The sequence below is a fragment of the Parahoeflea alexandrii genome, assembly GCF_027214025.1.
GTDB classification, from domain to species: Bacteria; Pseudomonadota; Alphaproteobacteria; order Rhizobiales; family Rhizobiaceae; genus Hoeflea; species Hoeflea alexandrii_A.
In genome coordinates this window covers 433,262-455,216 of record NZ_JAPWHB010000003.1, presented here as the reverse complement: position 1 = coordinate 455,216, position 21,955 = coordinate 433,262, and the positions used below count along the sequence as shown (strand labels likewise).

Annotated in this window: 22 protein-coding genes; 10 read left to right on the top strand and 12 right to left on the bottom strand. The window is 61.4% G+C overall.

Features of this window, described 5'->3' with window-relative positions:
- The first annotated feature begins 19 nt into the window (after positions 1–19).
- The 5 genes from O4H62_RS12645 (at position 20) to O4H62_RS12625 (ending at position 5,253) form a co-directional block, all read left to right on the top strand.
- Positions 20–1,342, top strand: coding sequence for a murein hydrolase activator EnvC family protein (locus tag O4H62_RS12645; RefSeq protein ID WP_269388605.1), 1,323 nt, complete (start codon positions 20–22; stop codon positions 1,340–1,342).
- Positions 1,332–2,654, top strand: a complete 1,323-nt coding sequence (locus tag O4H62_RS12640) for a S41 family peptidase (RefSeq protein ID WP_269388273.1) — start codon at positions 1,332–1,334, stop codon at positions 2,652–2,654. Before O4H62_RS12645 ends, O4H62_RS12640 begins: the two co-directional genes overlap by 11 nt.
- Positions 2,655–2,757: 103 nt before the next feature.
- On the top strand, positions 2,758–4,005 hold the full coding sequence (locus O4H62_RS12635; RefSeq protein ID WP_269388272.1) for a divergent polysaccharide deacetylase family protein: 1,248 nt from the start codon (positions 2,758–2,760) through the stop codon (positions 4,003–4,005).
- A 10-nt stretch (positions 4,006–4,015) separates the two neighbouring features.
- Positions 4,016–4,552 (top strand): RNA pyrophosphohydrolase, encoded by a 537-nt coding sequence (locus tag O4H62_RS12630; protein WP_269388270.1) that lies wholly within the window; start codon positions 4,016–4,018, stop codon positions 4,550–4,552.
- Positions 4,549–5,253, top strand: coding sequence for an aspartate/glutamate racemase family protein (locus O4H62_RS12625; protein ID WP_269388269.1), 705 nt, complete (start codon positions 4,549–4,551; stop codon positions 5,251–5,253). Before O4H62_RS12630 ends, O4H62_RS12625 begins: the two co-directional genes overlap by 4 nt.
- Positions 5,254–5,349: 96 nt before the next feature.
- Here the strand turns inward: O4H62_RS12625 and O4H62_RS12620 are convergent, their stop codons facing one another.
- The 9 genes from O4H62_RS12620 to O4H62_RS12580 form a co-directional block, all read right to left on the bottom strand.
- A complete protein-coding gene (locus O4H62_RS12620; RefSeq protein WP_269388268.1) occupies positions 5,350–5,748 on the bottom strand; it encodes a F0F1 ATP synthase subunit epsilon in 399 nt (132 codons plus the stop codon).
- Positions 5,749–5,826: 78 nt separating this feature from the next.
- Positions 5,827–7,365, bottom strand: coding sequence for a F0F1 ATP synthase subunit beta (gene atpD / locus O4H62_RS12615; RefSeq protein WP_269388266.1), 1,539 nt, complete (start codon positions 7,363–7,365; stop codon positions 5,827–5,829).
- 24 nt (positions 7,366–7,389) lie between these two features.
- On the bottom strand, positions 7,390–8,268 hold the full coding sequence (locus O4H62_RS12610; protein WP_269388264.1) for a F0F1 ATP synthase subunit gamma: 879 nt from the start codon (positions 8,266–8,268) through the stop codon (positions 7,390–7,392).
- A 27-nt stretch (positions 8,269–8,295) separates the two neighbouring features.
- Entirely contained in the window at positions 8,296–9,825 is a 1,530-nt protein-coding gene (atpA, locus tag O4H62_RS12605; protein WP_269388261.1) for a F0F1 ATP synthase subunit alpha, read from the bottom strand.
- Entirely contained in the window at positions 9,825–10,385 is a 561-nt protein-coding gene (locus O4H62_RS12600) for a F0F1 ATP synthase subunit delta (protein ID WP_331284461.1), read from the bottom strand. The genes atpA and O4H62_RS12600 overlap by 1 nt, the downstream gene beginning before the upstream one ends.
- Positions 10,386–10,635: 250 nt before the next feature.
- Positions 10,636–11,025 (bottom strand): DUF4345 family protein, encoded by a 390-nt coding sequence (locus O4H62_RS12595; RefSeq protein WP_430538427.1) that lies wholly within the window; start codon positions 11,023–11,025, stop codon positions 10,636–10,638.
- 129 nt (positions 11,026–11,154) lie between these two features.
- Positions 11,155–12,117: a DMT family transporter gene (locus O4H62_RS12590; protein ID WP_269388600.1), complete on the bottom strand. Its 963-nt coding sequence runs from the start codon at positions 12,115–12,117 to the stop codon at positions 11,155–11,157.
- Between the two features lie 136 nt (positions 12,118–12,253).
- Positions 12,254–12,709, bottom strand: coding sequence for a hypothetical protein (locus O4H62_RS12585; RefSeq protein ID WP_269388259.1), 456 nt, complete (start codon positions 12,707–12,709; stop codon positions 12,254–12,256).
- A gap of 50 nt (positions 12,710–12,759) precedes the next feature.
- Positions 12,760–13,614, bottom strand: coding sequence for a helix-turn-helix domain-containing protein (locus O4H62_RS12580; RefSeq protein WP_269388258.1), 855 nt, complete (start codon positions 13,612–13,614; stop codon positions 12,760–12,762).
- A gap of 135 nt (positions 13,615–13,749) precedes the next feature.
- On the opposite strand from O4H62_RS12580, the gene O4H62_RS12575 reads away from it, so the two are divergent.
- The 4 genes from O4H62_RS12575 to O4H62_RS12560 all read left to right on the top strand — a co-directional run bounded on the left by O4H62_RS12575 (position 13,750) and on the right by O4H62_RS12560 (position 15,520).
- Positions 13,750–13,962 (top strand): DUF2061 domain-containing protein, encoded by a 213-nt coding sequence (locus O4H62_RS12575; protein WP_269388257.1) that lies wholly within the window; start codon positions 13,750–13,752, stop codon positions 13,960–13,962.
- A gap of 346 nt (positions 13,963–14,308) precedes the next feature.
- The gene (locus tag O4H62_RS12570; RefSeq protein ID WP_269388256.1) at positions 14,309–14,671 is read left to right on the top strand and encodes a hypothetical protein; all 363 of its coding nucleotides are present in this window, start codon (positions 14,309–14,311) and stop codon (positions 14,669–14,671) included.
- A gap of 206 nt (positions 14,672–14,877) precedes the next feature.
- Entirely contained in the window at positions 14,878–15,312 is a 435-nt protein-coding gene (locus O4H62_RS12565; RefSeq protein ID WP_269388255.1) for a helix-turn-helix domain-containing protein, read from the top strand.
- Positions 15,287–15,520, top strand: coding sequence for a hypothetical protein (locus O4H62_RS12560; RefSeq protein ID WP_269388254.1), 234 nt, complete (start codon positions 15,287–15,289; stop codon positions 15,518–15,520). Before O4H62_RS12565 ends, O4H62_RS12560 begins: the two co-directional genes overlap by 26 nt.
- 1,156 nt (positions 15,521–16,676) lie before the next feature.
- Here O4H62_RS12560 and O4H62_RS12555 read toward each other — a convergent pair.
- The 3 genes from O4H62_RS12555 to O4H62_RS12545 form a co-directional block, all read right to left on the bottom strand.
- The gene (locus O4H62_RS12555) at positions 16,677–17,780 is read right to left on the bottom strand and encodes a dimethylsulfoniopropionate demethylase (protein ID WP_269388253.1); all 1,104 of its coding nucleotides are present in this window, start codon (positions 17,778–17,780) and stop codon (positions 16,677–16,679) included.
- Between the two features lie 112 nt (positions 17,781–17,892).
- Positions 17,893–18,702 (bottom strand): methylthioacryloyl-CoA hydratase, encoded by an 810-nt coding sequence (gene dmdD / locus O4H62_RS12550; protein ID WP_269388252.1) that lies wholly within the window; start codon positions 18,700–18,702, stop codon positions 17,893–17,895.
- Between the two features lie 21 nt (positions 18,703–18,723).
- On the bottom strand, positions 18,724–20,487 hold the full coding sequence (locus O4H62_RS12545; RefSeq protein ID WP_269388249.1) for an acyl-CoA dehydrogenase: 1,764 nt from the start codon (positions 20,485–20,487) through the stop codon (positions 18,724–18,726).
- A 112-nt stretch (positions 20,488–20,599) separates the two neighbouring features.
- Between O4H62_RS12545 and O4H62_RS12540 the strand changes: the two genes are divergently transcribed.
- A complete protein-coding gene (locus O4H62_RS12540) occupies positions 20,600–21,613 on the top strand; it encodes an AraC family transcriptional regulator (RefSeq protein ID WP_269388247.1) in 1,014 nt (337 codons plus the stop codon).
- Positions 21,614–21,955: the final 342 nt, after the last annotated feature.

Genomic DNA, 21,955 nt, shown 5'->3' with positions numbered 1-21,955 from the left:
CCTGCTTGCCTTGGTCCTGATGCTGGCAGTCGGCCCGGCGCCCGCCCGTGCGACGGATGCCACCGACCCCGATTCCGTTGGCGTCGCCACCGATCTCGAGCAGGAACAGGAAGCCAGCCGGCTGGAACTGCAGTCGGTCGCCGACGAGGCCGCCCTTGCGGCCAAGGCGCTTTCAGCCCTGGAAGCGGATATCGACGCCCTCCGCGCCGACCAGCAGGAGCTTGACCGCAAGATTGCCGAAACCGCCGCCCGGCGGGCCGAACTCGACCAGCGGATCACCGCTGGCGAACAGGCCATGACCGGTCTTTCGGAGCGCCAGGAGGCGGTGCGGCTGTCCCTGATCTCGCGCCGCTCGGTCCTGGCGGAAGTGCTCGCCGCGCTGCAGCGGATTGGTCGCGATCCGCCGCCGGCCCTTCTGGTCAGCCCGGAAGACGCACTGTCCTCGGTCAGAAGCGCCATTCTGCTCGGCGCCGTGGTTCCCGAAATCCGCGCCGAAACACAAGCCCTCGCCGCCGATCTGAAAGAACTTGCCGCCCTTCGCCAGGCCATTGCCTCGGAGCGAGTGTCGCTTGCCGCAGCCCTAGAGGAAAACGCCGCCGAGGAGCAGCGCCTTGCCAATCTGGCTTCCGAGAAAGCGGCATTGCAGGAGGAAAGCCGGCGGCGCCTCGATCGCGAACGCCAGCGGGCCGAGGCGCTCACTGTCCGCTCCGGCGAACTCGAATCCGTCATTGCCGCGCTGGCGGACGAGATTGCCACTCTCAAGCAAGCAGCCGAGGCCGCGCGCAAGGCCGAGGAGGAGCGCCAGCGCCAACTGGCAGAGCGGCTGGAGCGGGCGCGGGCCTTCGCCGCCGTGGCCGTGCCCGACAAAAACCGCATTATGCCGGCATATGCTTTTTCGAAGCTCACGGGTACGCTGTCCATGCCCGCATCAGGCGAGATGGTGCGCTATTTCGGCGCGGACGACGGCACCGGGCACACTCTGGCGGGCGAAGTCCTGGCTACGGAAAAGGGCGCGACCGTCCACGCGCCGGCCGACGGATGGATCTCCTATGCGGGCCCGTTCCGAAGCTATGGCCAGGTGGTTATTATCGATACCGGCGAAAACCATCACGTGGTGTTGGCCGGAATGGAGAAGATCAAGGTCTCGGCCGGCAGGTTCGTGGTTGCCGGCGAGCCCCTGGCGACGATGGGACAGACGAGATTTGCAGGTTCGGCGGCTTTGTCGCTGGCATCGGAGCGTCCGACGCTCTACATTGAGATCAGAAAAGACGGTCAACCGGTCGACCCGCGATCGTGGTGGAAAGACGATATGTCTTCGAGAAAGGCAAGCAATGATACGTAAGGTGACACTTCTGACGGTTGGTGCATTGATGGGCGCAACGGCCGTAAGCGCAATCAACTCCTATGGCGGTTCCGCCAACGCGGCGGGAAGCGAGACCTATCGGCAGCTGGCGATCTTCGGCAACGTCTTCGAGCGCGTCCGCGCCCAGTACGTGACGCCGCCGGAAGAGGACAAGCTGATCGAGACCGCCATCAACGGCATGCTCACCTCGCTGGATCCGCATTCGAGCTACCTCAACCAGGAAGCCGCCGATGACATGCGCACCCAGACCCGCGGTGAATTCGGCGGGCTCGGCATCGAAGTCACGATGGAAGACGAACTGGTCAAGGTCATCACCCCGATCGACGAGACGCCCGCCGCGCGCGCAGGCGTTCTTGCCGGCGACTTCATTTCGGAAATCGACGGCGAGCCGGTCCGCGGCCTGTCGCTGGGCGAAGCGGTCGACAAGATGCGCGGCCCGGTCAACACAGCAATTGAACTGACCGTGCTGCGCGAGGGCGCTGACCAGCCGATCAAGATCAAGGTCGTCCGCGATATCATCGCCGTCAAGGCGGTCCGCTACCGGGTCGAGGAGGACGTCGGTTATCTCCGGGTGATCTCGTTCACCGAGAAGACCTATGACGATCTCTCCGATGCGATCGAGAAGATCACCGACGAGGTCGGCAAGGACAAGCTCAAGGGCTTCGTGCTCGATCTGAGGCTCAATCCCGGCGGTCTGCTCGATCAGGCGATCAGCGTATCCGACGCCTTCCTCGATCGCGGCGAGATTGTCTCCACCCGCGGCCGCAATCCCGAGGAAACCCGCCGCTTCAACTCCCGTCCGGGCGACCTTTCCGGCGGCAAGCCGGTGATCGTACTGATCAACGGCGGCTCGGCTTCAGCGTCCGAAATCGTTGCCGGCGCGCTTCAGGATCACCGTCGCGCCACCGTTCTGGGCACCACGTCGTTCGGCAAGGGGTCCGTCCAGACCATCATCCCGCTGGATGCGAAAACCGCGCTCCGGCTGACCACGGCGCTCTATTACACGCCCTCGGGCACGTCGATCCAGGGAACCGGCATCAAGCCCGATATCCGGGTCGAGGAGCCGGTGCCGGAAGAGCTGCGCGGCCGGGTGAAGCCGTCGGGTGAAAGCGCCCTGCGCGGCCATATCCAGGGCGAGAACGAATCCGAGGAAGGTTCCGGCTCGATTGCCTATGTTCCGCCGGATCCGAAGGACGACGTCCAGCTCAACTATGCGCTGGATCTGCTGCGCGGCATCAAGACCGACCCGGCCTTCCCGCCCAACCCGGACCAGGCCTCGATCAAGAACTGATCCAGCCTTTTTCCGGCGCCTCGCCTGCACCCGGTTTCTCCGGCTTGCATGCGGGGCGGCGGACTGATTCAATCGGCCCTCATCGGGATTCGGACAGACGATCGTGGGCGACAAGATCCATCAACCGCTGGGACAGGACCGGAAGCCGGGAAAACATCCGGGAGGGCGGTCGAAGCGTGCCTGGTCAACCCTGCTGCTCACCTCGGCCGCGGTCTGCGCGATCATTGGCGCCGCGGCCTGGATGTCGCTTTCGGGAAGCCGGATAAAAACCGGCGACACGGTGGTGATGCTGGAGAGGCCTGAAGCGGAAACCGCCGCAGCCGCACCCGATGCCTCGGCGGACCCGCAGCAGGCCCCCGGTTCGGACTCCGATGCTGCGCAGGCTCCGGAAGCAGACGGCGCCCTTAGCACCCTGCACGGCCAGTCCGGCGCCGAAGTGTCGACGACGCTCGGCGAGAACGGGGAGGAAATCAACAAGATCACCCCGGTCACGCGCCCTGACAACCGGCCGGTCCTTCTCACCCCGCCCGGCCGGGTCGGCCAGAACCCGCACCTCGCCCACCTGCCCGATCCTGCAGTGGTGGAGGACACGGAAACAGGTCCGCTGCCGGTGCGCGGGCCCGATGGCGAGCGCGCCTTCGACATTTATGCGCGGCCCTGGTCCGGAGCCCGCGGCGCCCGTGTGGTGATCGTCGTTGGCGGCCTCGGCCTGAGCCAGACCGGCACGCAATATGCCATCAGGACGCTTCCCGAAGAGGTCACGCTGGCTTTCGCCTCCAACGGCAACAGCCTGCAGCGCTGGATGCAGGAAGCCCGCCGCCAGGGCCACGAGATCCTGCTCCAGGTTCCGTTCGAACCCTTCGATTATCCGGCCAACGATCCCGGCGCAGGCACCCTGACCGTGAACGCCGGCGCTCAGGCCAATCTGGCGGACCTGCACACCGCCATGGCCCGCATCACCAATTACACCGGCATCACCAATTTCATGGGCGGCCGCTTTCTCGCCGATCCCGATGCGCTTGAGCCGGTCATGCGCGACCTTGCCGGACGCGGCATCATGTTCCTCGATGACGGCACCTCGGCACGCTCGCTAACGGGACAGTTCGCCAAGACGCTGGGCATGCCTTTCGCCGCATCCGACATGGTGCTCGACGCCACCCAGGAGCGCGGCTACATTCTCGCAAAGCTTGATGATCTGGAACGCATAGCCAGGCGCAACGGCATCGCCGTCGGTGTCGCCTCGGCCTTCGAAGTCAGCGTCGATGCGATCGCAACCTGGGCCGAGGAAGCCAAGGCCCGTGGAATAGAAATCGTTTCCGCCTCGGCAGTTGCCGACGACCCGGAGAAATAGGCAGGACAGCATGACCGGCAAGGACCCCCGCACCAGGAACGCAGACAGCCTGCCCTATCGCCTCTGTGTCGGCATCATGGTACTCAACAGCGACGGACTCGTCTGGGCCGGTCACCGCATCGCCGAAGGCAACACCGAATATGACGGCTCGCCGCAACTCTGGCAGATGCCCCAGGGCGGGATCGATGCCGATGAGATCCCCTATCAGGCGGCCCTGCGCGAACTCTACGAGGAAACCGGGATGCGCTCGGTGGAACTCGTCGCCGAGGCGCCGGACTGGATCGACTACGACCTCCCCGAACACATGATCGGGATTGGCCTGAAGGGCAAGTACCGCGGACAACGGCAGCGCTGGTTTGCCATGCGCTTTACCGGCGACGAGAGCGAGATCAGCATCAACCCGCCGCCCGGCAACCATGTGGCCGAGTTCGACGCCTGGGAATGGAAGCCGATGCAGGATCTGCCCGGTCTGATCGTCCCGTTCAAGCGCAAGGCCTATGACCAGGTTGTCGCAGCCTTCGCGCATCTTGCCGGCACCGGGTCATGAAACTGATCGGGATGTTGGGCGGCCTCGGTTGGGAAGCCACATCCAGCTACTACCGGATGCTGAACGAGTTCACCCAAAGGGAGCTGGGCGAAGGTCAAGCCGCGCGCGTTCTGCTGCATTCGGTCAACAATGGCGCTGTCCGGCAGGCCCTCGGCAACGGTGAGCTGGATCACGTGGCGTCGCTTCTTTGCGAAGCCGGGCACAGTCTCAAGTCCGGCGGCGCCGATTTCATCATCATCGCCAGCAATGCAATGCATCGGTTTGCCCGGCAGATCGAACAGGTGTGCGGAATTGACCTTCTGCATATTTGCGACCCGACCAGCGACGAGATCCGGAAGGCCAGTTACCGGATCGTGGCGCTACTGGGAACAAGCTCGACCATGGAGGGCGGGTTCTATACGGAACGCCTGCTCGGCAAGTCCGGTGCCCGGGTGATCACGCCGGGTCCGGAGGATCGCCTCGAAATCGACCGGATCATCAATGACGAACTGAGCCGCGGCGTACTGCGCTCAAGCGCCCGCGACTTCATCGCCGAAGTGATTCGCAAGCTGCATGATCAGGGCGCCGAGGCGTTGGTGCTGGGCTGTTCCGAGCTCACGGCGATCGTGACCCCCGACCGCGACGCAATCCCCATCTACGACACTACCAGGCTCCATACCAAGGCCGCGGTGAAACGCGCCCTGGAAGCCACCGGCGCCTGACCCTGGGCAGGCGAGATCAAGACTTTTTCAAGCAAGACAAATGAAAAAGGCGGCCCTGGGGCCGCCTGATACAATCGTCACCTGGTGCGTGTCAGCCTAGAGGGCTGCTTCCATCGTGGTCAGGTGATCGAGATATTCCTGCGCCTTCTGCTTGGCGGCGTCGTTGGTTGCATCAGCCACGTCTTCACGAGCATCCTGCAGCCGCTTGGCCAGGTCGTTGCGGTCGATATCGGCCACGGCAACGGCGGATTCGGCGAGCAGGGTGCAGCCTTCGGGCAGAATGTCGACAAAGCCGCCAAACACCACGAAGCGATCGCTTTTTCCGTCAGCGGCGACCACGGTCACCACGCCCGGCTTGATCGTGGTCATGGTCGGAGCATGATGCGCCATCACCGTCATTTCGCCGTCGGTGCCGGGAATGACGACTTCGGACACGGTTGCCGACAAGAGCAGCCGTTCCGGGGATACGAGTTCAAAATTGAAGCTGTCAGCCATGACGTTCACTTTATCGCAGTGCTGTTCGGATGCGCCGCGCAGGCAGGCCGGGGCCGACCTGCGCGGGCAATTTCGTAATTAGGCGACTTCGGCGGCCAGGCGCTGAGCCTTTTCGACGGCCTCTTCGATGGTGCCGACCATGTAGAAGGCCGGCTCCGGAAGATGGTCGTAATCGCCGTTCACCAGGCCCTTGAAGCCCTTGATGGTGTCTGCGAGATCGACCAGCTTGCCCGGCGAACCGGTGAACACTTCAGCCACGAAGAACGGCTGCGACAGGAAGCGTTCGACCTTACGGGCGCGGGCCACGGTGACCTTGTCCTCTTCCGACAACTCATCCATGCCGAGAATGGCGATGATGTCCTGGAGCGACTTGTAACGCTGCAGGATTTCCTGCACGCCACGGGCAACTTCGTAGTGCTCTTCGCCGATGATCAGCGGATCGAGCATGCGCGAGTTGGAGTCGAGCGGGTCAACAGCCGGATAGATGCCCTTTTCGGCGATCGAACGGTTCAACACCGTCGTCGCGTCAAGGTGGGCAAAGGTCGAGGCCGGTGCCGGGTCGGTCAAGTCGTCGGCCGGCACGTAAACGGCCTGCACCGAGGTGATCGAACCCTTGTTGGTGGTGGTGATCCGCTCCTGCATCGCACCCATGTCGGTGGAGAGCGTCGGCTGGTAACCCACAGCGGACGGAATACGGCCGAGAAGCGCCGACATTTCCGAACCTGCCTGGGTAAAGCGGAAGATGTTGTCGACGAAGAACAGCACGTCCTGGCCTTCGTCGCGGAACTGCTCGGCAATTGTCAGACCGGTCAGCGCAACGCGGGCACGCGCACCCGGAGGCTCGTTCATCTGGCCGAACACGAGGGCGCACTTGGAGCCTTCGCCGCCGCCTTCCTTGTTCACGCCGGATTCGATCATCTCGTGATAGAGGTCGTTGCCTTCGCGGGTACGTTCGCCCACGCCGGCGAACACCGAGTAGCCTCCGTGCGCCTTGGCGATGTTGTTGATCAGTTCCTGGATGAGAACCGTCTTGCCAACGCCGGCGCCGCCGAACAGGCCGATCTTGCCGCCACGGGCGTAGGGTGCCAGCAGGTCGACGACCTTGATGCCGGTGACCAGGATTTCGGCTTCCGTGGACTGTTCGCTGAACGCCGGAGCGTCCTGGTGAATCGAGCGGCGGGCCTTGGTCTTGACCGGGCCGGCGTCATCCACCGGCTCGCCGATCACGTTCAGGATGCGGCCGAGCGTTTCTTCGCCGACCGGCACCGAGATCGAGTCGCCGGTATCGACGACCTTCTGGCCGCGAACCAGACCTTCGGTCGAGTCCATGGCGATGGTGCGAACCGAGTTTTCACCCAGGTGCTGCGCCACTTCCAACACCAGGCGGTTGCCCATGTTGTCGGTTTCCAGCGCGTTCAGGATGGTCGGCAGCGCGCCTTCATCGAACGCCACGTCGACAACCGCGCCGATGACCTGCGTCACGCGGCCGATTGCACCGGACTTGGCTGGTGCGCTCTTGACTGCGCTCGCCTTCGTCGCTGCTGCTGCTGGCTTCTTAGCCGCTGCGGGTTTTTTCGCCGCTGCGGGCTTGGTTGCCGGGGTAGCTGCCTTAGCCATGTATCTTACCCTCTTCCGTGTACCTTAGAGCGCTTCCGCGCCCGAAATGATTTCAATGAGTTCCTTGGTGATCTGCGCCTGCCGCTGACGGTTGTAGCTCATCGACAGCTTGTCGATCATCTCGCCAGCATTGCGGGTTGCGTTGTCCATTGCGGACATTTTCGCGCCCATCTCACCTGCAACATTCTCAAGCAGCGCCCTGAAGATCTGCACCTTGATCGAACGCGGCAGCAAATCCTCGAGGATTTCCTCGGCACTCGGCTCGTAGTCGTAGATCGCCGACGCGCTTGCGTCCGCATCGGCCGGTCCTGCCGAAGCGGGGATCAGCTGCTGCGCGGTCGGAACCTGGCTGATCACCGACTTGAACTCCGAGTAGAACAGCGTGCAAACGTCGAAGCCGCCCTGATCGAACAGGCCCATGACCTTGTCCGCAACCGTTTCGGCCTGGGCAAAGCTCATCTGCTTGACGTCGCGGAAATCCACACGCTCGATAATCAGAGATGCGTATTCCCGGCGCAGGATGTCATAGCCCTTCTTGCCGACGCACAGGATCTTGACGGTCTTCCCGTCAGCCAGGAGCCGCCGGACATGATCGCGCGCAAAACGCGCGATCTGGCTGTTGAAGCCGCCACACATGCCGCGTTCGGCGGTGCAGACCACCAGCAGATGCGTGTCGTCCTTGCCGGTGCCGGTCATCAGCTGCGGCGCATCGTCACCGCCGCCGACAGCCTGGGCGATGTTCGACATCACCGCAGCCATCCGCTGCGAATAGGGCCGCGCGGCCTCGGCCGCCTCCTGCGCACGCCGAAGCTTCGCCGCGGCGACCATCTGCATCGCCTTGGTGATCTTCTGCGTCGCCTTGACGGAGGCGATCCGGTTTTTCAGATCCTTGAGTGAAGGCATCCGTTATCCGTCCTCGGTCTGTTGCCGTTAGGCAAAGGTTTTGGCGAAAGTGTCGATAGCCGACTTCAGCTGCGACTTGGTGTCGTCGCTGATAGCCTTTTCCTTGCGGATGGTTTCGAGCACGTCCTTGCCTTCGCTGCGCATGTAAGCCAGCAGGCCCTGTTCGAACTTGCCGACCTGACGGACGGCGATCTTGTCGAGATAGCCATTCACGCCGGCAAAGATCACCGCAACCTGCTCTTCCGTCTTCAGCGGCGAGAACTGCGGCTGCTTGAGCAGCTCGGTCAGGCGCGCACCGCGGTTGAGAAGGCGCTGGGTGGCCGCATCGAGGTCGGAGCCGAACTGCGCGAACGCAGCCATTTCACGATACTGCGCGAGTTCGCCCTTGATCGAGCCGGCAACCTGCTTCATCGCCTTGATCTGGGCCGACGATCCCACGCGGGACACCGACAGACCGACGTTCACGGCCGGGCGGATACCCTGGTAGAACAGTTCGGTTTCGAGGAAGATCTGACCGTCGGTGATCGAGATCACGTTGGTCGGAATATAGGCCGACACGTCGTTGGCCTGGGTTTCGATCACCGGCAGAGCGGTCAAGGAACCCGAACCATTGTCTTCGTTGAGCTTCGCGGCGCGCTCGAGCAGGCGCGAGTGAAGGTAGAAGACGTCGCCCGGATAGGCTTCACGTCCCGGAGGACGGCGAAGCAGCAGCGACATCTGGCGGTAGGCAACGGCCTGCTTGGACAGATCGTCATAGGCGATCAGGGCGTGCTTGCCGCTGTCGCGGAAATATTCGCCCATCGCGCAACCGGCGAACGGCGCCAGGAACTGCATCGGAGCCGGATCGGATGCCGTGGCGGCAATCACGATCGAGTACTTCATCGCGCCGCGATCCTCGAGGATCTTGACGAACTGCGCAACCGTCGAACGCTTCTGGCCGACCGCGACATAGACGCAGAACAGCTTTTCGGCTTCAGGGCCATTCTCGTGGATTGGCTTCTGGTTGAGGAAGGTGTCGAGAATGATCGCGGTCTTGCCGGTCTGGCGGTCGCCGATGACCAGCTCGCGCTGGCCGCGGCCGACCGGGATCAGCGCGTCGATGGCCTTGAGGCCGGTCGACATCGGCTCATGCACCGACTTGCGCGGCATGATGCCGGGAGCCTTGACGTCCACGCGGGCGCGTTGCTTGGCCTTGATCGGGCCCTTGCCGTCGATCGGGTTGCCGAGCGCATCGACGACGCGGCCCAGCAGTTCCGGACCAACCGGCACGTCCACGATGGCGCCGGTCCGCTTGACGATGTCGCCTTCCTTGATGTCCCGGTCGGAACCGAAGATCACGACGCCGACATTGTCGGCTTCAAGGTTGAGCGCCATGCCGCGAATTCCACCGGGGAATTCGACCATTTCACCGGCCTGGACATTGTCGAGGCCGTAAACGCGGGCGATACCGTCACCGACGGACAGGACCTGACCAACCTCGGAAACTTCGGCTTCCTTGCCGAAATTCTTGATTTGATCCTTGAGAATTGCGGAAATTTCCGCGGCGCGGATATCCATCAGCCAACCTCTTTCAGTGTATGCTTAAGGGTGGAAAGTTTAGTGCGAAGCGATGTGTCGACCTGACGCGAGCCGATCTTGACGATCAGACCACCCAGCAGCGATGCATCGACTGTGACGTTGAGCGTCACGGTTTTCCCAGTCACGCTTGCCAGCGCGGCCTTGAGTTCTTTTTCCTGAGCCGCCGACAGCGCATGCGCCGTCTTTACGTCGGCGGTCACTTCGCCACGCTCGCGCGCAACGGTCTCATGGTAGGACTGGATGATCGCAGGCACGGCGAAAAGCCGGCGGTTGCGGGCAACGACCTTGAGGAAGTTGCCGACCAGGCCGGAAATGCCTGCCTTGGTGATCAGCGCCACGATCGAGCGCGACTGGTCCTCGGCGGAAAAAACGGGGCTGTTGACGAGGCGCTGCAGGTCAGCGCTGCCGTCGATCATGGCCTGAAAACGGTTCAGATCCTTCGCCACGGCGTCAATCGACTTGGCGTCTGCCGCCAGCTCGTAAAGCGAGGAAGCATACCGTTCGGCGACACCGGAAATTTGATGGGAGTTATCTGCCACGGGCGGGATTGTCTCTCATTGCCATCCATGAGCCTGCACTTGACCGAAAGCCGGAAAGGCAAGCCTCTGAATTTGTTACGGTAAATTTCGGAGAACCCAGGCTCGAAAGCTTGTTTTTCCCGAAATGCGCGGTCCGTCTAGCATAGAGCGCGGGGAGTCGCAACACGCCGGGTGCGGCATAACGCACCTGCTTTAGGATGAGACCGCCGGCTTGTATGTCCGCAAGCGTGCTGAATCACACCCGGTCGGGTCAGATCCATCCAAGCCCGTAGAGCAGCGGCCCCGCCGCGAGCAGAATCTCGATCACCACCGAAATCAGATTGTAGAGGGTCACGCCCCGGTCCGACATCATCGAGATGATTCGCCCGAAGGCCGTAAATGCCCATCCTCCCCCGAGCGCCAGGTAGATCAGCGGCTGGGCGAACAGCATCGCGCAGATGCCCACGCCGAGATAGAATCCCGCCATCGTGGCGCGCGCTTCCGACACCGCTTCGGGATGCTCGGGCAGGGTCTGCAGCCTCAGGATCCTGAGCGACAGCCGTGGCGCAAACAACAGCAACAGGCCGAACAGGATCGTCACCAGCGCCGCGGACCAGGCCAGCCATTCGCCCTGCGTCGTCGGCCAATAGAATTCAATCATTCCCGCATCTCCGTTCGGTCCAGGGCGGCGTCAGTGTTCAGCCAGCGCTAAAGTGACGCATCGGGCAAATCACCGCCCGCCTCGCCAGAGACTTACCACGCCGCCCGCGCCCGCCAAAGACCCGGCGCTTCACTCGGGGCCTTCCGGCGCAAACCCTCGTTGTCGGCCGCCCGCCGCCGCTCTGCGCTCTTTGCGGGCGATCTGGCGCTCCCGGTTCATGATGTAGATGCCGCTCATGCAGATGATCGACGCCCCAAGCATGGTCCAGCCGTCGGGCACATCGCCGAAGACGAAGAACCCGAGCGCCGTCATCCACAACAGCTGGCTGTAGATGAACGGCGCCACCTTCGAGGCGCTCGCCAGCCGGCTGGCCTTGACCAGCAGCGCATGCCCGCCGAGCCCCAGCACCCCGAGGCTGGCAAGCAGCACCCAGTCGAACGGCGAGGTCGGCATCTGCCCGTAAATGAGCGCCGGGGGCGCCATCAGCACGGTCGCGAAGATCGAGGAATAGAACACCAGGCTCGCCTGGCTTTCCTGCATCGCCAGGTTCCGGGTCAGGATCGAGTAGAGCGAATAGGTCAGCGTCGACAGGATCGACCAGATGATCGACAGCGAGAACACCTCGGTGCCCGGCCGCACCACGATCAGCACCCCGACGAAGCCGACCATGATCGCCGCCCAGCGGCGCGGGCCGGCCCATTCGCCGAGCAACGGCCCGGCCATCGCCGTCACCAGCATCGGCACGGAAAGAAAGATGGAGATGGTCTGCGCCAGCTGCAATTCGCGCAGCGCCAGGAAGTTGAACAGCGTCGTCGCCGGCAACAAAAGCCCCCGCAGGATCTGCAGCGGCGCGTTCTTCATCCGGAACATGTCGGCCCGGCGCCATCCCTGGAAGGCGACCAGCGAAATCACCGTGTGGCTCAAAAACCGGCACCAGACCACGAAGATCGCCGCATAGCCGGCGGTGACCAGGTACTTGGCGCCGGTGTCGAGCACCGCGAAGCACATGAAGGTGCTGAGCGCCAGCGCCATCGCCACCGGCGGCATGGCCTCGCGGTCGATATCGTGCCGCGCCGGGCGGTGATTGGGCATGGGATCCAAGGCTGTACTTTCCATGGGGCGCGGCATCACATCGGCCGGCAAGATTGTGTCAACACATGCACCGCGCGCCTGGTTCTGTCAAAGTCTGACGACGGAGCCTTGCTGCTCGGTCCATCCGCGCCCGGCCTCAGACGCCGCAGTCGCCCTTGTAGGCAACATCGCTCGACACGCCGTTGCGCGATACGGTGATGGTCCCCGAAAACGCCGAGCTTTCATAGCCTTCGGCGCCTTCAAGCAGTGTCAGCTTGACGACATAGGGCTCCATGTCGTGTGAGCTGTAGATCCGGACCACACCGCCATCGATTCTCTCGACACCGGTTTGCACCAATTGCTTGAGCTGGTTGTCGATCCGCATGAACGGCGTTTCGATCGGGTCGGGAGCATCCGCTTCCGGGTAATTGGTAAACAGCACCCAGCGCCAGGTTCCGGGATCGTCGAAGACGAACTCGTGGTCGGCGCGCATGAAGCTGCAGTAGCTGTCGATCCCCGGCCAGACGATGTCATCGATCCGCGGCCCACTGTCCTGGGCCCCCGCCGAACCGGCCAGCAGCAGCGAGCAGCCGGCAATCATGATCCGTTTCATCGCACTCTCCTCGTTCGTCATCCACACGGGCCGGATGCTACCGAGCGAGGTCAGCGAAGGGAAGCCTCGTCGAACATCTCCCGGATGATCCGGCCGGCATTGCGCGCCTCGACTTCCGATTCGCGTACCAGCGTGTCGAAATGCTCGGTCAGCGCGGCGATCTGCCGGTTGTCACGGTAGACCAGGTAGAACTGCCCGACATAGACCGCCGCCAGGAGCCGCCCGAAGATCGACACCGGCGCCGAGAACACCTTCTTCGAATCGTAGAGATAAAGCCTCAAGGACGGGTAGAGCCGTTCGCAGCGCCCGGCCATGAAATCGATCTGCTCGGCGCGGGCCTCCGCGGCAAGCCCCTGCCAGTAGCCCTCGCCGCGCGCCAGCGAGCGGATCTTGTCGATCGACACGCAGATCTCGTAATCCGACCCCGGCGTGCGCAGCCAGTCGATGGTCTCGCGCATGGCGCCGCGCGCCTGTTCCGGCGTCTTGTCGAGAAAGGCGGCATATTCCCATTCGAGAACCGCTTCGGTCTTCAGGATATCGGGAAGCGTTGCCGGCACGTGGCGGATCTTGTGGCCGGCCGCCTCCTGGTGCCAGGCGATGATCTGCTCGTCCGCCGGCGTCCGCTGCGCCGCCTCCATGCGGAAATTCGCCGACAGCACCTCGGCTGCCGATTCCGGCCGGTCCGACAGGCCGAGCAGCCAGTCGGCGCTCACCCCCAGCGCGCTGGCGCATTCCGCCGCCAGGTGCGCATTGGGCAGCCGCACCTCGTCGCCCGACAGCAACTGCGCGATCGTCGACCGGTCCACCCCCGCCGCCCGCGCCAGCGCGCTGCGGCTCAAGCCGGTGAGTGCCAGCCGGGCGGCCAGACGGGTGCGGAACAGCTCTGCGCGGTCATTTTTGTGCATTGTAGACTATTCACACATTTGATGACTTTTATCAACATTCGTGTGTTTTTGCGCAGAAGATACAGAATTCCGGCAGGCGCGCGAAAGGGATAGAAATCCCGCATCGCATCACCAGAACGAAAGACGGCGCAGACTATGGAATCGAAACTCAGGACCATCGCAAAAGCCCTCACCTGGCAGGCCCTGGGCCTCGCTGTTACCGGCGCGCTGGCCTGGTTCCACACCGGCAACATGGTGACCGCCATGAGCTTCGCGCTCTCCACCGCGGCAAGCGGGCTGGCGTTTTTCGTACTGCATGAGCGGGCGTGGGCACGGGTAAGATGGGGTCTCGACAACCGCCACGCCTGATGACGAAAACGCGGTCCGGCTTCTGTTCCTCTGAGGACTTCAGATACTCTCATCGGCCCCTGTTTGCACCGCACTGCTCGTCCTCAGTGGGCGGCAAGCGGACTTTCGCTACGGTTGGCGTGAAGGGCTGCAGTGCGCATACTTGAGACATTCGATTGATGTCGCAATAACGATCCCTTTTCCGACGATTTTTTAAATGGACCATTATGATTCTATTGCAATGTCCGACGACAACTCGCAGCCAGCTTCAGAACGAAAAAGATCAAAGACCCTGATTTAGGGTTGACATAACCTGAATTAAGGGTCTTATTTCTGTCAGGCAATGAGGCCTCAGGAACTCACGACCATGAACCGCACTTCAACGCAAACAGCATGCCTGCTAGCCGTCATTCTTCAACGTAGCGGCAACACCCGCGCCCGAGTGAGTGCCAAAACGATACGCATTTTGAGCAAACGCACTCAGCTTCGAAGCGCCTTTATCGTAGAGCTGATAGCTGTCCTAGCTGACCGCTACGATTGGATTTTGTTCGAGCTTGCTGTGGGGGGGTACGGTGCCGTTAAGGCGAGCACCTTAGAGGCTGCTCGACCTGTAACGGCCAAACGGTTGCTGACAGACGATGAGCGCCAGGCATTACGTCGCAAGAATGCGTCCTTCGATCAATTCGAAGAGGAAGTGGCACCCGAGCATGATCAGCCCGAGGATGAATAGCTGCTTGCATATGGTTAGTGGCGTGTCGCTGGCACGGCACTAACCATGGTTTTTTCAACAATCCTTATCTGCTGTAGCTGACCTGCAACCTCCAACTAAAACCCGCTCACGACAGCCGTGCCATACATTTTGCGACATCAGTGTCACTACAAACAAATAAATACTAAATACTTTAACTATCGTCGTTTATTTTTTAGATGACGAACATGGAAAACGTGGAAAACAATTCGGCACGTGCCGCCGACAAGTGGAAGGAAGCCAGCTTAGCTGGATTTCAAATCTTGCCTGATGTGCTCTTGAAGAAGCAGGCCGACCTCGGCTTGAGCGCACTCGACATGCTCGTGCTCATCAACATCCTTCAGTTCTGGTGGTATCGAGACAAACGACCATTCCCACGAGCAACAACGCTCGCACGACGCATGGGCGTCACTACTCGTACGATACAAAGGAGCCTTCAGACCCTCACGAACCGTGGCTTACTCCGCAGAGAGAAGGTGACTGGCGATGGAAAAGAGAAGGTCGAGTATGACCTTGAAGGTTTGGTCGAACGCCTGCGTGCCTATGCCATCAAGGACCTCGACTATTTAGCCCGTATCGGGATGAGGGAGGTAGGAGATGCAGCTCGGCCCCTGTCGAATTGAATTTCAACGAGACCCGAAAGGCGGAATCAAGTTCATTGCAGAAGGCATGGTCGCCATTATTTTTGCAGTCGGTATTCTTGGTGGCCTGACTTACCTCATGGCAAGAACGGTAGTACCATATCTGCAAACGACCATGACCCAGCAATCCGCACCACAAAACACGAGTATTTTGCGACAAGATTTTGCGACGGCCAACCTGTTAAAATAGCAGGGCGTAAAAACCCGTTGCAAAAACCTCGATTTCTGCACCAATATTCCAACAAGATCAGCTTAGCTGGGCAGCGATAATTTTTGTGAACGCCAAACGATACCTGTCACGGTCAAAAGGCCAATTTTCTTGCTATAGACCCCGGGCAGGCCTAATGTGGGGATCGTGAAGAATTTCGTATCTCCGATTACCACACATGGAAAATCGTTCGGCTGAGTTGGCGGCGGAAGTAATCGCATCTGGTGGTTCTTCCAGAACGACTTCACCACCCCAGACCCATGAGCAATTACAATTTTCGGACTTATCGTTTCCAGAACCGCTCTAAAAATTTCACGACCTCTCAGAAGACCCTCTCGGTTCTCAGGTTTATTGACCTTCGAAAAATTTCCCTCTGTAACAAAGCATACAGTGTTGGTCGCAAGGATCTTCGTGACCCCTGCAGAATTTAACATCGCAACAAAATCGTCAGAATGCGACCGAGTGCCAGACACTTCTTGTCGCATCTCGCGATATATTTCCCTGCAGCATTCGCCATTTCGATTGAACATCGCATCAAGAAAGCGATCATGTGATCCGATTATTGCACTTAGGTGCGGCGTAGCCTGATTGGCCCCACTACAAAAAGCTCAGCGTCACCGGGCGTTGAAAGATCGGTCATCCAAGGCCGGGGGTACTGACCCAGAACGTCCCGGGTTAGTACCTTCAATATGGCATCAAGTTACTGTGTTTTATTTGTAATGATCGCGCCCTCATCAATGTATGTCATAGATTCTTCGCTGTTCCATAATGAGGTTTATCACTCAAATGACGACATGGGTTGAAAGTCTCAAAAGGGACCGAACCGGGCGTCAGTGCAGTAACCACCAAGGTCGGCTAAGGGCCGGAAGCGGACATTCGTTGCAATTTTCACCACTGTCGGCCTTGCGGATTATCCGGACTTCTGCTGACGTCCCTTTCGCCGATGCAAAAAGGGCTCGCAGATGCGGAATACTGCGCACGACAGAGCAACAGGCTTCGCCGGCGCAATCCTCAGAGGCCATGCGAAGACTTCGAGCATAAGTCAATAATCGGTCGAACTCGATTTGGCTGCTCAAATGATCGCCGTAACCACGTAATGGACCCGTGAGTTTTCTCCAGCGCTGTTGCGAAAACGCGTCTATGCCCAGAATTTCTCGTGGATCCTGGCCGAGCGTGCCCCGGCTGGCGTTTCCACTGTCAGCTCGCTGCCCTCGTCCCAATGGGTCATGCGCACCATGCCGATGGCGACATTCGTCCTGAAATCCGGCGACCAGGCGGCCGAGGATACCCGGCCAACCGTTTTTGCCCCATGCTTCAGGGGCCACCAGCGGTCGCAACCGGGAACGGCCGGGCCGTCTATCGACACGGCGCGTATCTGCTTGACCGGGCCTTCCTTCGCCACACGCAAGAGTGCATCGCGTCCAATACACCCGATCGCGGTCTGGGTGTTGCAGAACCGGCCGAGCCCGCACTCATGCGGTGTGTTATCGTCGGTCATGTCGTTGCCGTAGGACAGCAAACCGCCCTCGATCCGTTCGATCAGGTTGGGGCAGCCGGCATGTACGTCCATCGACTTGCCAGCCTCCATCAAGGCATTCCAGAGCGGCATGCCAAGTTCCTCGCCCTCGACATAGATCTCGAATCCGCCCTGCTTGGAGTAACCTGAGCGCGCAACCACCATGTGTCGCCCCTGGAACTCGAGCTGCGCGAACCTGAAAAAGCGGATCTTGCGCACGGCGTCGCCAAATACCGCCGCCATCAGATCATCGGCACGCGGCCCCTGCACGGCCAGCGGCGACACGTCGGGCTCGTCCACCAGCACGTCCAGCCGGTAGCCATAGGCAAGCCCCTTGATCCAGTAGAGCAGGTCGCTGTCCGCAATGGAGATCCACCAGCGGTCCTCGGCCAACTTTACCGCGACAGGATCGTTCAGCATGCCGCCGGTCTCGTCGACGATGGGCACATAATAGCACTGGCCAGGCAGCATGCCGCGCAAATCGCGGGGTGTCAGCAGCTGCGCAAGCCGCCCGGCGTCCGGGCCGCGCAGTTCGACCTGGCGTTCGCAGGCAACGTCCCAGACTTGCACCGCCTGTTTGAGATGGTGATAGTCCTCCTCGACCGAACGGAACACCGTCGGCAGCAGCATGTGATTGTAGACCGTGTAGGCCTTGACGCCAGCGGCTTCGACACCTTCGGAGAAAGCGGTGCGGCGGAGCCGGCGGGAGGGTGAGAGCAGTGCCATTCCAGTTTACTCCAGCTCTTTGGCGCGATTGCGAAGCCGGAACTTCTGAATCTTGCCGGTTGATGTTTTGGGAAGAGTTTCGAAGGTGCGACGCATCCCGGTTCGGCCCGACTTAACTGTTGGGCCGCACGCGGGCGGCGGTCTTGTTGGCGAAGGCTTCCAGGCGCTCACGTGCGGCAGGCTGGGTGTTGACGATGCCGCCCACGAAGGCTTCGGCATAGGCGGCATCCATGCCGGACATGTTGTTCATGTGGCTGACCGCGGAACAGATCGCGAAATTCGTCAAAGGCAGGTTCTGCGCGACCTTGTCGGCGATTTCCATTGCCTTGGCAAAGCTGCCGCCGTCTTCGGTGATGTATTGCGCCAGCCCCAGATCGACCGCCTCTTGCCCCTGATACACGCGCCCGGTCAGGATCATGTCGATCATCCGGTACTTGCCGATCATGTCGGACACCCGGATCGTCGCGCCGCCACCGGTGAAAATCCCGCGTTGGCCTTCGGGCAGGGCAAAATAGGTGCCCGGGTCGATCACGCGCACATGGGCGGCGCTGGCCAATTCAAGACCTCCGCCGACAACCGCGCCCTTCAACGCGGCAATGATCGGCACGCCGCCATATTCCATCTTGTTGAATGCCTCGTGCCAGCGCAGGCAGACATGCATGAAGTCATCGGCGCTGCGATCGGCTTTCCAGTGTTCGACCAGATCAAGCCCCGCGCAGAAGTGATCTCCGGCTCCTTCCAGCAACACCGCCCTGACGCCCGCCATCCGTGCGCCGCTGAAGAACCGGATCAGTTCCTCGATGGTGACGACATCCAGAGCGTTGCGCTTTTCCGGGCGGTTCAGCGTTACGACATAGAGGCCGTTCTCACGCGCGGAAATCGAGAGTCTTTCATAGGTGTCGGGGTTTACGACGTCCTTCATGGGGTGGATCCTTTCCAGGGATTATTCGGGGAAGGCCGCGTCAAGCAGGCTTGCCGAGCCGTTCATGATGCGGGTTTGCTCGGTGGTGCATTCGGGCAGAATGTGCTGGGCGAAAAACAGAGCGGTGGCGATTTTCTGGGTCAGGAACTGCGTGTCCTGCCCGGCGTCGAGCGCTGTCTGCGCCGCCACGGCGCCTTTGGCCAGTTGCCACCCCGCCGCCAATGTGCCCGCCAGCATCAGCAAAGGGACAGAGCCCGCGAAGGCCGCGTCGATGTCCCGGCGCCCGTTATCCAGCATCCAATCCAGCGCTGCTTCGAATGCGCCGCGTGCCTGCGCGAGGCTCGTGCCGATTGACTGTGCCTTGGCATCGCCCCTTGCCAGCTTCGCTTCGGTTTCGGCAATTCGGGCGGCGAATAGCCGGGCGGTCGTCCCCCCGTCCCGCATAAGCTTGCGCCCCAGAAGGTCATTTGCCTGAATCGCCGTGGTGCCCTCGTAAATCGGCAGAATGCGGGCGTCGCGGTAGTGCTGGGCGGCGCCGGTTTCTTCGATAAAGCCCATGCCGCCGTGGATTTGCACGCCCAGAGAAGCGACCTCGACCGCGCGTTCCGAGCAAAACCCCTTGACCAGCGGGACCATGAATTCGGCCAGCGCGCCGATTTCGGGATCATCCCCGTGATGCGCGATGTCCAGCAGCCCCGCGGTCGCCGCCGCCATTGCCCGCCCGCCTTCGGTGAGGCTGCGCATCCGCATGAGCATGCGGCGCACATCCGGGTGGTCGATGATCGGGACGGCGTCCTTGCTGCCGCCGTTCACCGGGCGGCTCTGCACCCGGTCGCGCGCGTAGGCCAGGGCACGCTGATAGGCCCGCTCGGAGATTCCGATTCCCTGCACCCCCACCGAGAACCGCGCGGCGTTCATCATGATGAACATGTATTCCAGGCCAGAGTTTTCGTTGCCGATCAGGAACCCGGTGGCATCATCGTACTCCAGCACTGCCGTCGGGCTGGCGCGCACGCCCAGTTTGTGTTCGATGCTCAAGCAGTTCACCGAGTTGCCGGCCCCCGGCGTTCCGTCCGGTTCCACCAGCTTTTGTGGCACGATGAAAAGGCTCAGCCCCTTCGGCCCCGCTGGCGCATCAGGTGTGCGCGCCAGCACGAGGTGGATGATGTTCTCAGTCAGATCTTGGGCGCCATAGGTGATGAAGATCTTCGTCCCGGAGATACCATAGCTGCCATCCCCGCGCGGCAAGGCCTTCGTCGCCACCCGGCCCAGATCGCTGCCCGCCTGCGGCTCGGTCAGGTTCATCGTTCCGGACCAGCGCCCGGCAATCAGCGGCTCCAGATAGGCAGCTTTCTGTTCGTCCGAGCCGGTGAGCAGCAGCGCCTCGATCGCCCCATCGGTCAAGAGCGGGCAGAGGCCGAAGCTCATATCAGCGGCATTCAGCATCTCCACCGCCGCCGCGCCAACCGCGCGCGGAAGCCCGGTGCCGCCATATTCCACGGGATGGGTCAGCGCCTGCCAGCCCATTTCGACAAACTGAGCGTAGGCCCGCGCGTGGCCTTCGGGCATGGTCACACGGCCCTTATCAAACCGGGCACCCAGCGTGTCCCCGATATGGGACAATGGTGCTATCTGTTCGGCACAGAATTGGGCATAGCCCTCCAGCACGGCGCCGACATCCGACAAGTCGAATTGGGAATACTGGTCCCGCGCGGACACCTCATTCCAGTGGGAAAGGTGTTCGATACAGAACATCAAATCCTGTACTGGCGGCTGATAGAGCATACCTGGCTCCCCTTCTGAAACTATGGTTTTGCGTCATCTAATCACTATGCAACTTGCCGATAAGCTCATTATTTGCCAGAAATGTATCCGATTACGCCAATCAAGGGCGCCCATGACCGATCAAGACCCCATATCCCTGGCGACTGTATCCGCGGGTTTCATCCAGGACTGGCTTGATGCGCTGAAATCCCGATGCACGCCGGAAAAAATGGCGTCGCTGCTGGAGCGCTCCGGTCTGCAAACCGGCCCGATGGCGTCCAAGCAGCGCGTCACGCTCGAAGAGATCGCCCGGCTTTATCAGCTTGCCGCGCCGGAGACCGGGGATGAAATGATGGGGCTCTGGAGCCGTCCGATCCGACCGCGCGCCCTGCAACATCTTGTGACCGTGCAACGTGAAGCAAGCAGCCTGGTCTCGGCGCTGTATCGGTTCTCGACATTCTGGAACCTGCTTCTGGACGATTTTCGTCTGGACCTGCGCAACGAACCGGAGGAGGTGGAGCTGGCGTTGGTCCCTTTTTCAAACGAAAACGCCCCGCAGCGATTTGGTCACATGCTGATCCTGAAACTGGCACATGGCCTCCTGTCCTGGCTGGGCGGGTCGGAAACGGCGGTGAAAGCGGTTCGATTTGCCTTCGCGCGTCCGGATTTTGCGGCGGATTACGCAGTCGTCTTTCCTTGTCCGGTAGAGTTTGATGCACCGCAAACCAGCATTCTCTTCGATCCACGCCAATTTAACCGTCCGATCACCCGCAGTCCCGCCGAGGCATCCGTGTTCCTTGAGCGTGCGCCGCTTGACTGGATCTTCACCGGCTCGCGCGCTCACACATACAGCTTGCGTGTCCGTGCCTTTCTTTACGGTGCGGCATGGCAAACGTGCCAACTTCTGGATGCGGCCAATGCCCTGAAAATGACGCCCCGGACGCTGAACCGCCGCTTGAAGGAGGAAGGGACATCCTTTCAGGACATCAAGGACGCGTTGCGCCGCGACATTGCTATCCGGGCGCTTCAGCAAGGCACGAACAGCATCGAAGTAATCGCCTTTGATACCGGCTTTTCTGCCCCGGCGAACTTCCACCGTGCCTTTCGCAAATGGACCAACCGGACACCCGGATCATACAGATTGTGATTTCGGGATCCGCAACATTGAAGTCTCTTCGCGGATGATCTGATCAGGCACCGCCTTGATTGCCGGCACCCGGCGGGCCATCCGCAGGCTCTCTTGCCAGACCAGCCAATGGCTGCCCATGACGAGCAAATACGGTAAGAGGCGCACAGACCAATGGCATGATCGCTGTACGCGCCTCGGTGGTCCTTGCCGCGCTTTTCTTTGGATGAACGGCAGTTCTACCACTGCCCCGCAGCACAGAGCACCGGGATCCCGCCGACCTTGCCGTACTGCGAGCGAGCGCAGGAAATAATCGAAATACGATTGGGCTCGAGACATCCGTTCACTGCAGAGTGACCAAAG

What these genes read in the sequence shown, in the direction of transcription:
- O4H62_RS12570 (WP_269388256.1), top strand. Translation starts at nt 14,309, where the DNA reads ATGAACCGCACTTCAACGCAAACAGCATGCCTGCTAGCCGTCATTCTT.
- atpA (WP_269388261.1), bottom strand. Translation starts at nt 9,825, where the DNA reads ATGGATATCCGCGCCGCGGAAATTTCCGCAATTCTCAAGGATCAAATC.
- O4H62_RS12580 (WP_269388258.1), bottom strand. Translation starts at nt 13,614, where the DNA reads ATGCACAAAAATGACCGCGCAGAGCTGTTCCGCACCCGTCTGGCCGCC.
- dmdD (WP_269388252.1), bottom strand. Translation starts at nt 18,702, where the DNA reads ATGAAGGACGTCGTAAACCCCGACACCTATGAAAGACTCTCGATTTCC.
- O4H62_RS12620 (WP_269388268.1), bottom strand. Translation starts at nt 5,748, where the DNA reads ATGGCTGACAGCTTCAATTTTGAACTCGTATCCCCGGAACGGCTGCTC.
- atpD (WP_269388266.1), bottom strand. Translation starts at nt 7,365, where the DNA reads ATGGCTAAGGCAGCTACCCCGGCAACCAAGCCCGCAGCGGCGAAAAAA.
- O4H62_RS12640 (WP_269388273.1), top strand. Translation starts at nt 1,332, where the DNA reads ATGATACGTAAGGTGACACTTCTGACGGTTGGTGCATTGATGGGCGCA.
- O4H62_RS12630 (WP_269388270.1), top strand. Translation starts at nt 4,016, where the DNA reads ATGACCGGCAAGGACCCCCGCACCAGGAACGCAGACAGCCTGCCCTAT.
- O4H62_RS12555 (WP_269388253.1), bottom strand. Translation starts at nt 17,780, where the DNA reads ATGGCACTGCTCTCACCCTCCCGCCGGCTCCGCCGCACCGCTTTCTCC.
- O4H62_RS12625 (WP_269388269.1), top strand. Translation starts at nt 4,549, where the DNA reads ATGAAACTGATCGGGATGTTGGGCGGCCTCGGTTGGGAAGCCACATCC.
- O4H62_RS12575 (WP_269388257.1), top strand. Translation starts at nt 13,750, where the DNA reads ATGGAATCGAAACTCAGGACCATCGCAAAAGCCCTCACCTGGCAGGCC.
- O4H62_RS12595 (WP_430538427.1), bottom strand. Translation starts at nt 11,025, where the DNA reads ATGATTGAATTCTATTGGCCGACGACGCAGGGCGAATGGCTGGCCTGG.
- O4H62_RS12540 (WP_269388247.1), top strand. Translation starts at nt 20,600, where the DNA reads ATGACCGATCAAGACCCCATATCCCTGGCGACTGTATCCGCGGGTTTC.
- O4H62_RS12590 (WP_269388600.1), bottom strand. Translation starts at nt 12,117, where the DNA reads ATGCCCAATCACCGCCCGGCGCGGCACGATATCGACCGCGAGGCCATG.
- O4H62_RS12565 (WP_269388255.1), top strand. Translation starts at nt 14,878, where the DNA reads ATGGAAAACGTGGAAAACAATTCGGCACGTGCCGCCGACAAGTGGAAG.
- O4H62_RS12585 (WP_269388259.1), bottom strand. Translation starts at nt 12,709, where the DNA reads ATGAAACGGATCATGATTGCCGGCTGCTCGCTGCTGCTGGCCGGTTCG.
- O4H62_RS12545 (WP_269388249.1), bottom strand. Translation starts at nt 20,487, where the DNA reads ATGCTCTATCAGCCGCCAGTACAGGATTTGATGTTCTGTATCGAACAC.
- O4H62_RS12645 (WP_269388605.1), top strand. Translation starts at nt 20, where the DNA reads ATGCTGGCAGTCGGCCCGGCGCCCGCCCGTGCGACGGATGCCACCGAC.
- O4H62_RS12610 (WP_269388264.1), bottom strand. Translation starts at nt 8,268, where the DNA reads ATGCCTTCACTCAAGGATCTGAAAAACCGGATCGCCTCCGTCAAGGCG.
- O4H62_RS12560 (WP_269388254.1), top strand. Translation starts at nt 15,287, where the DNA reads ATGCAGCTCGGCCCCTGTCGAATTGAATTTCAACGAGACCCGAAAGGC.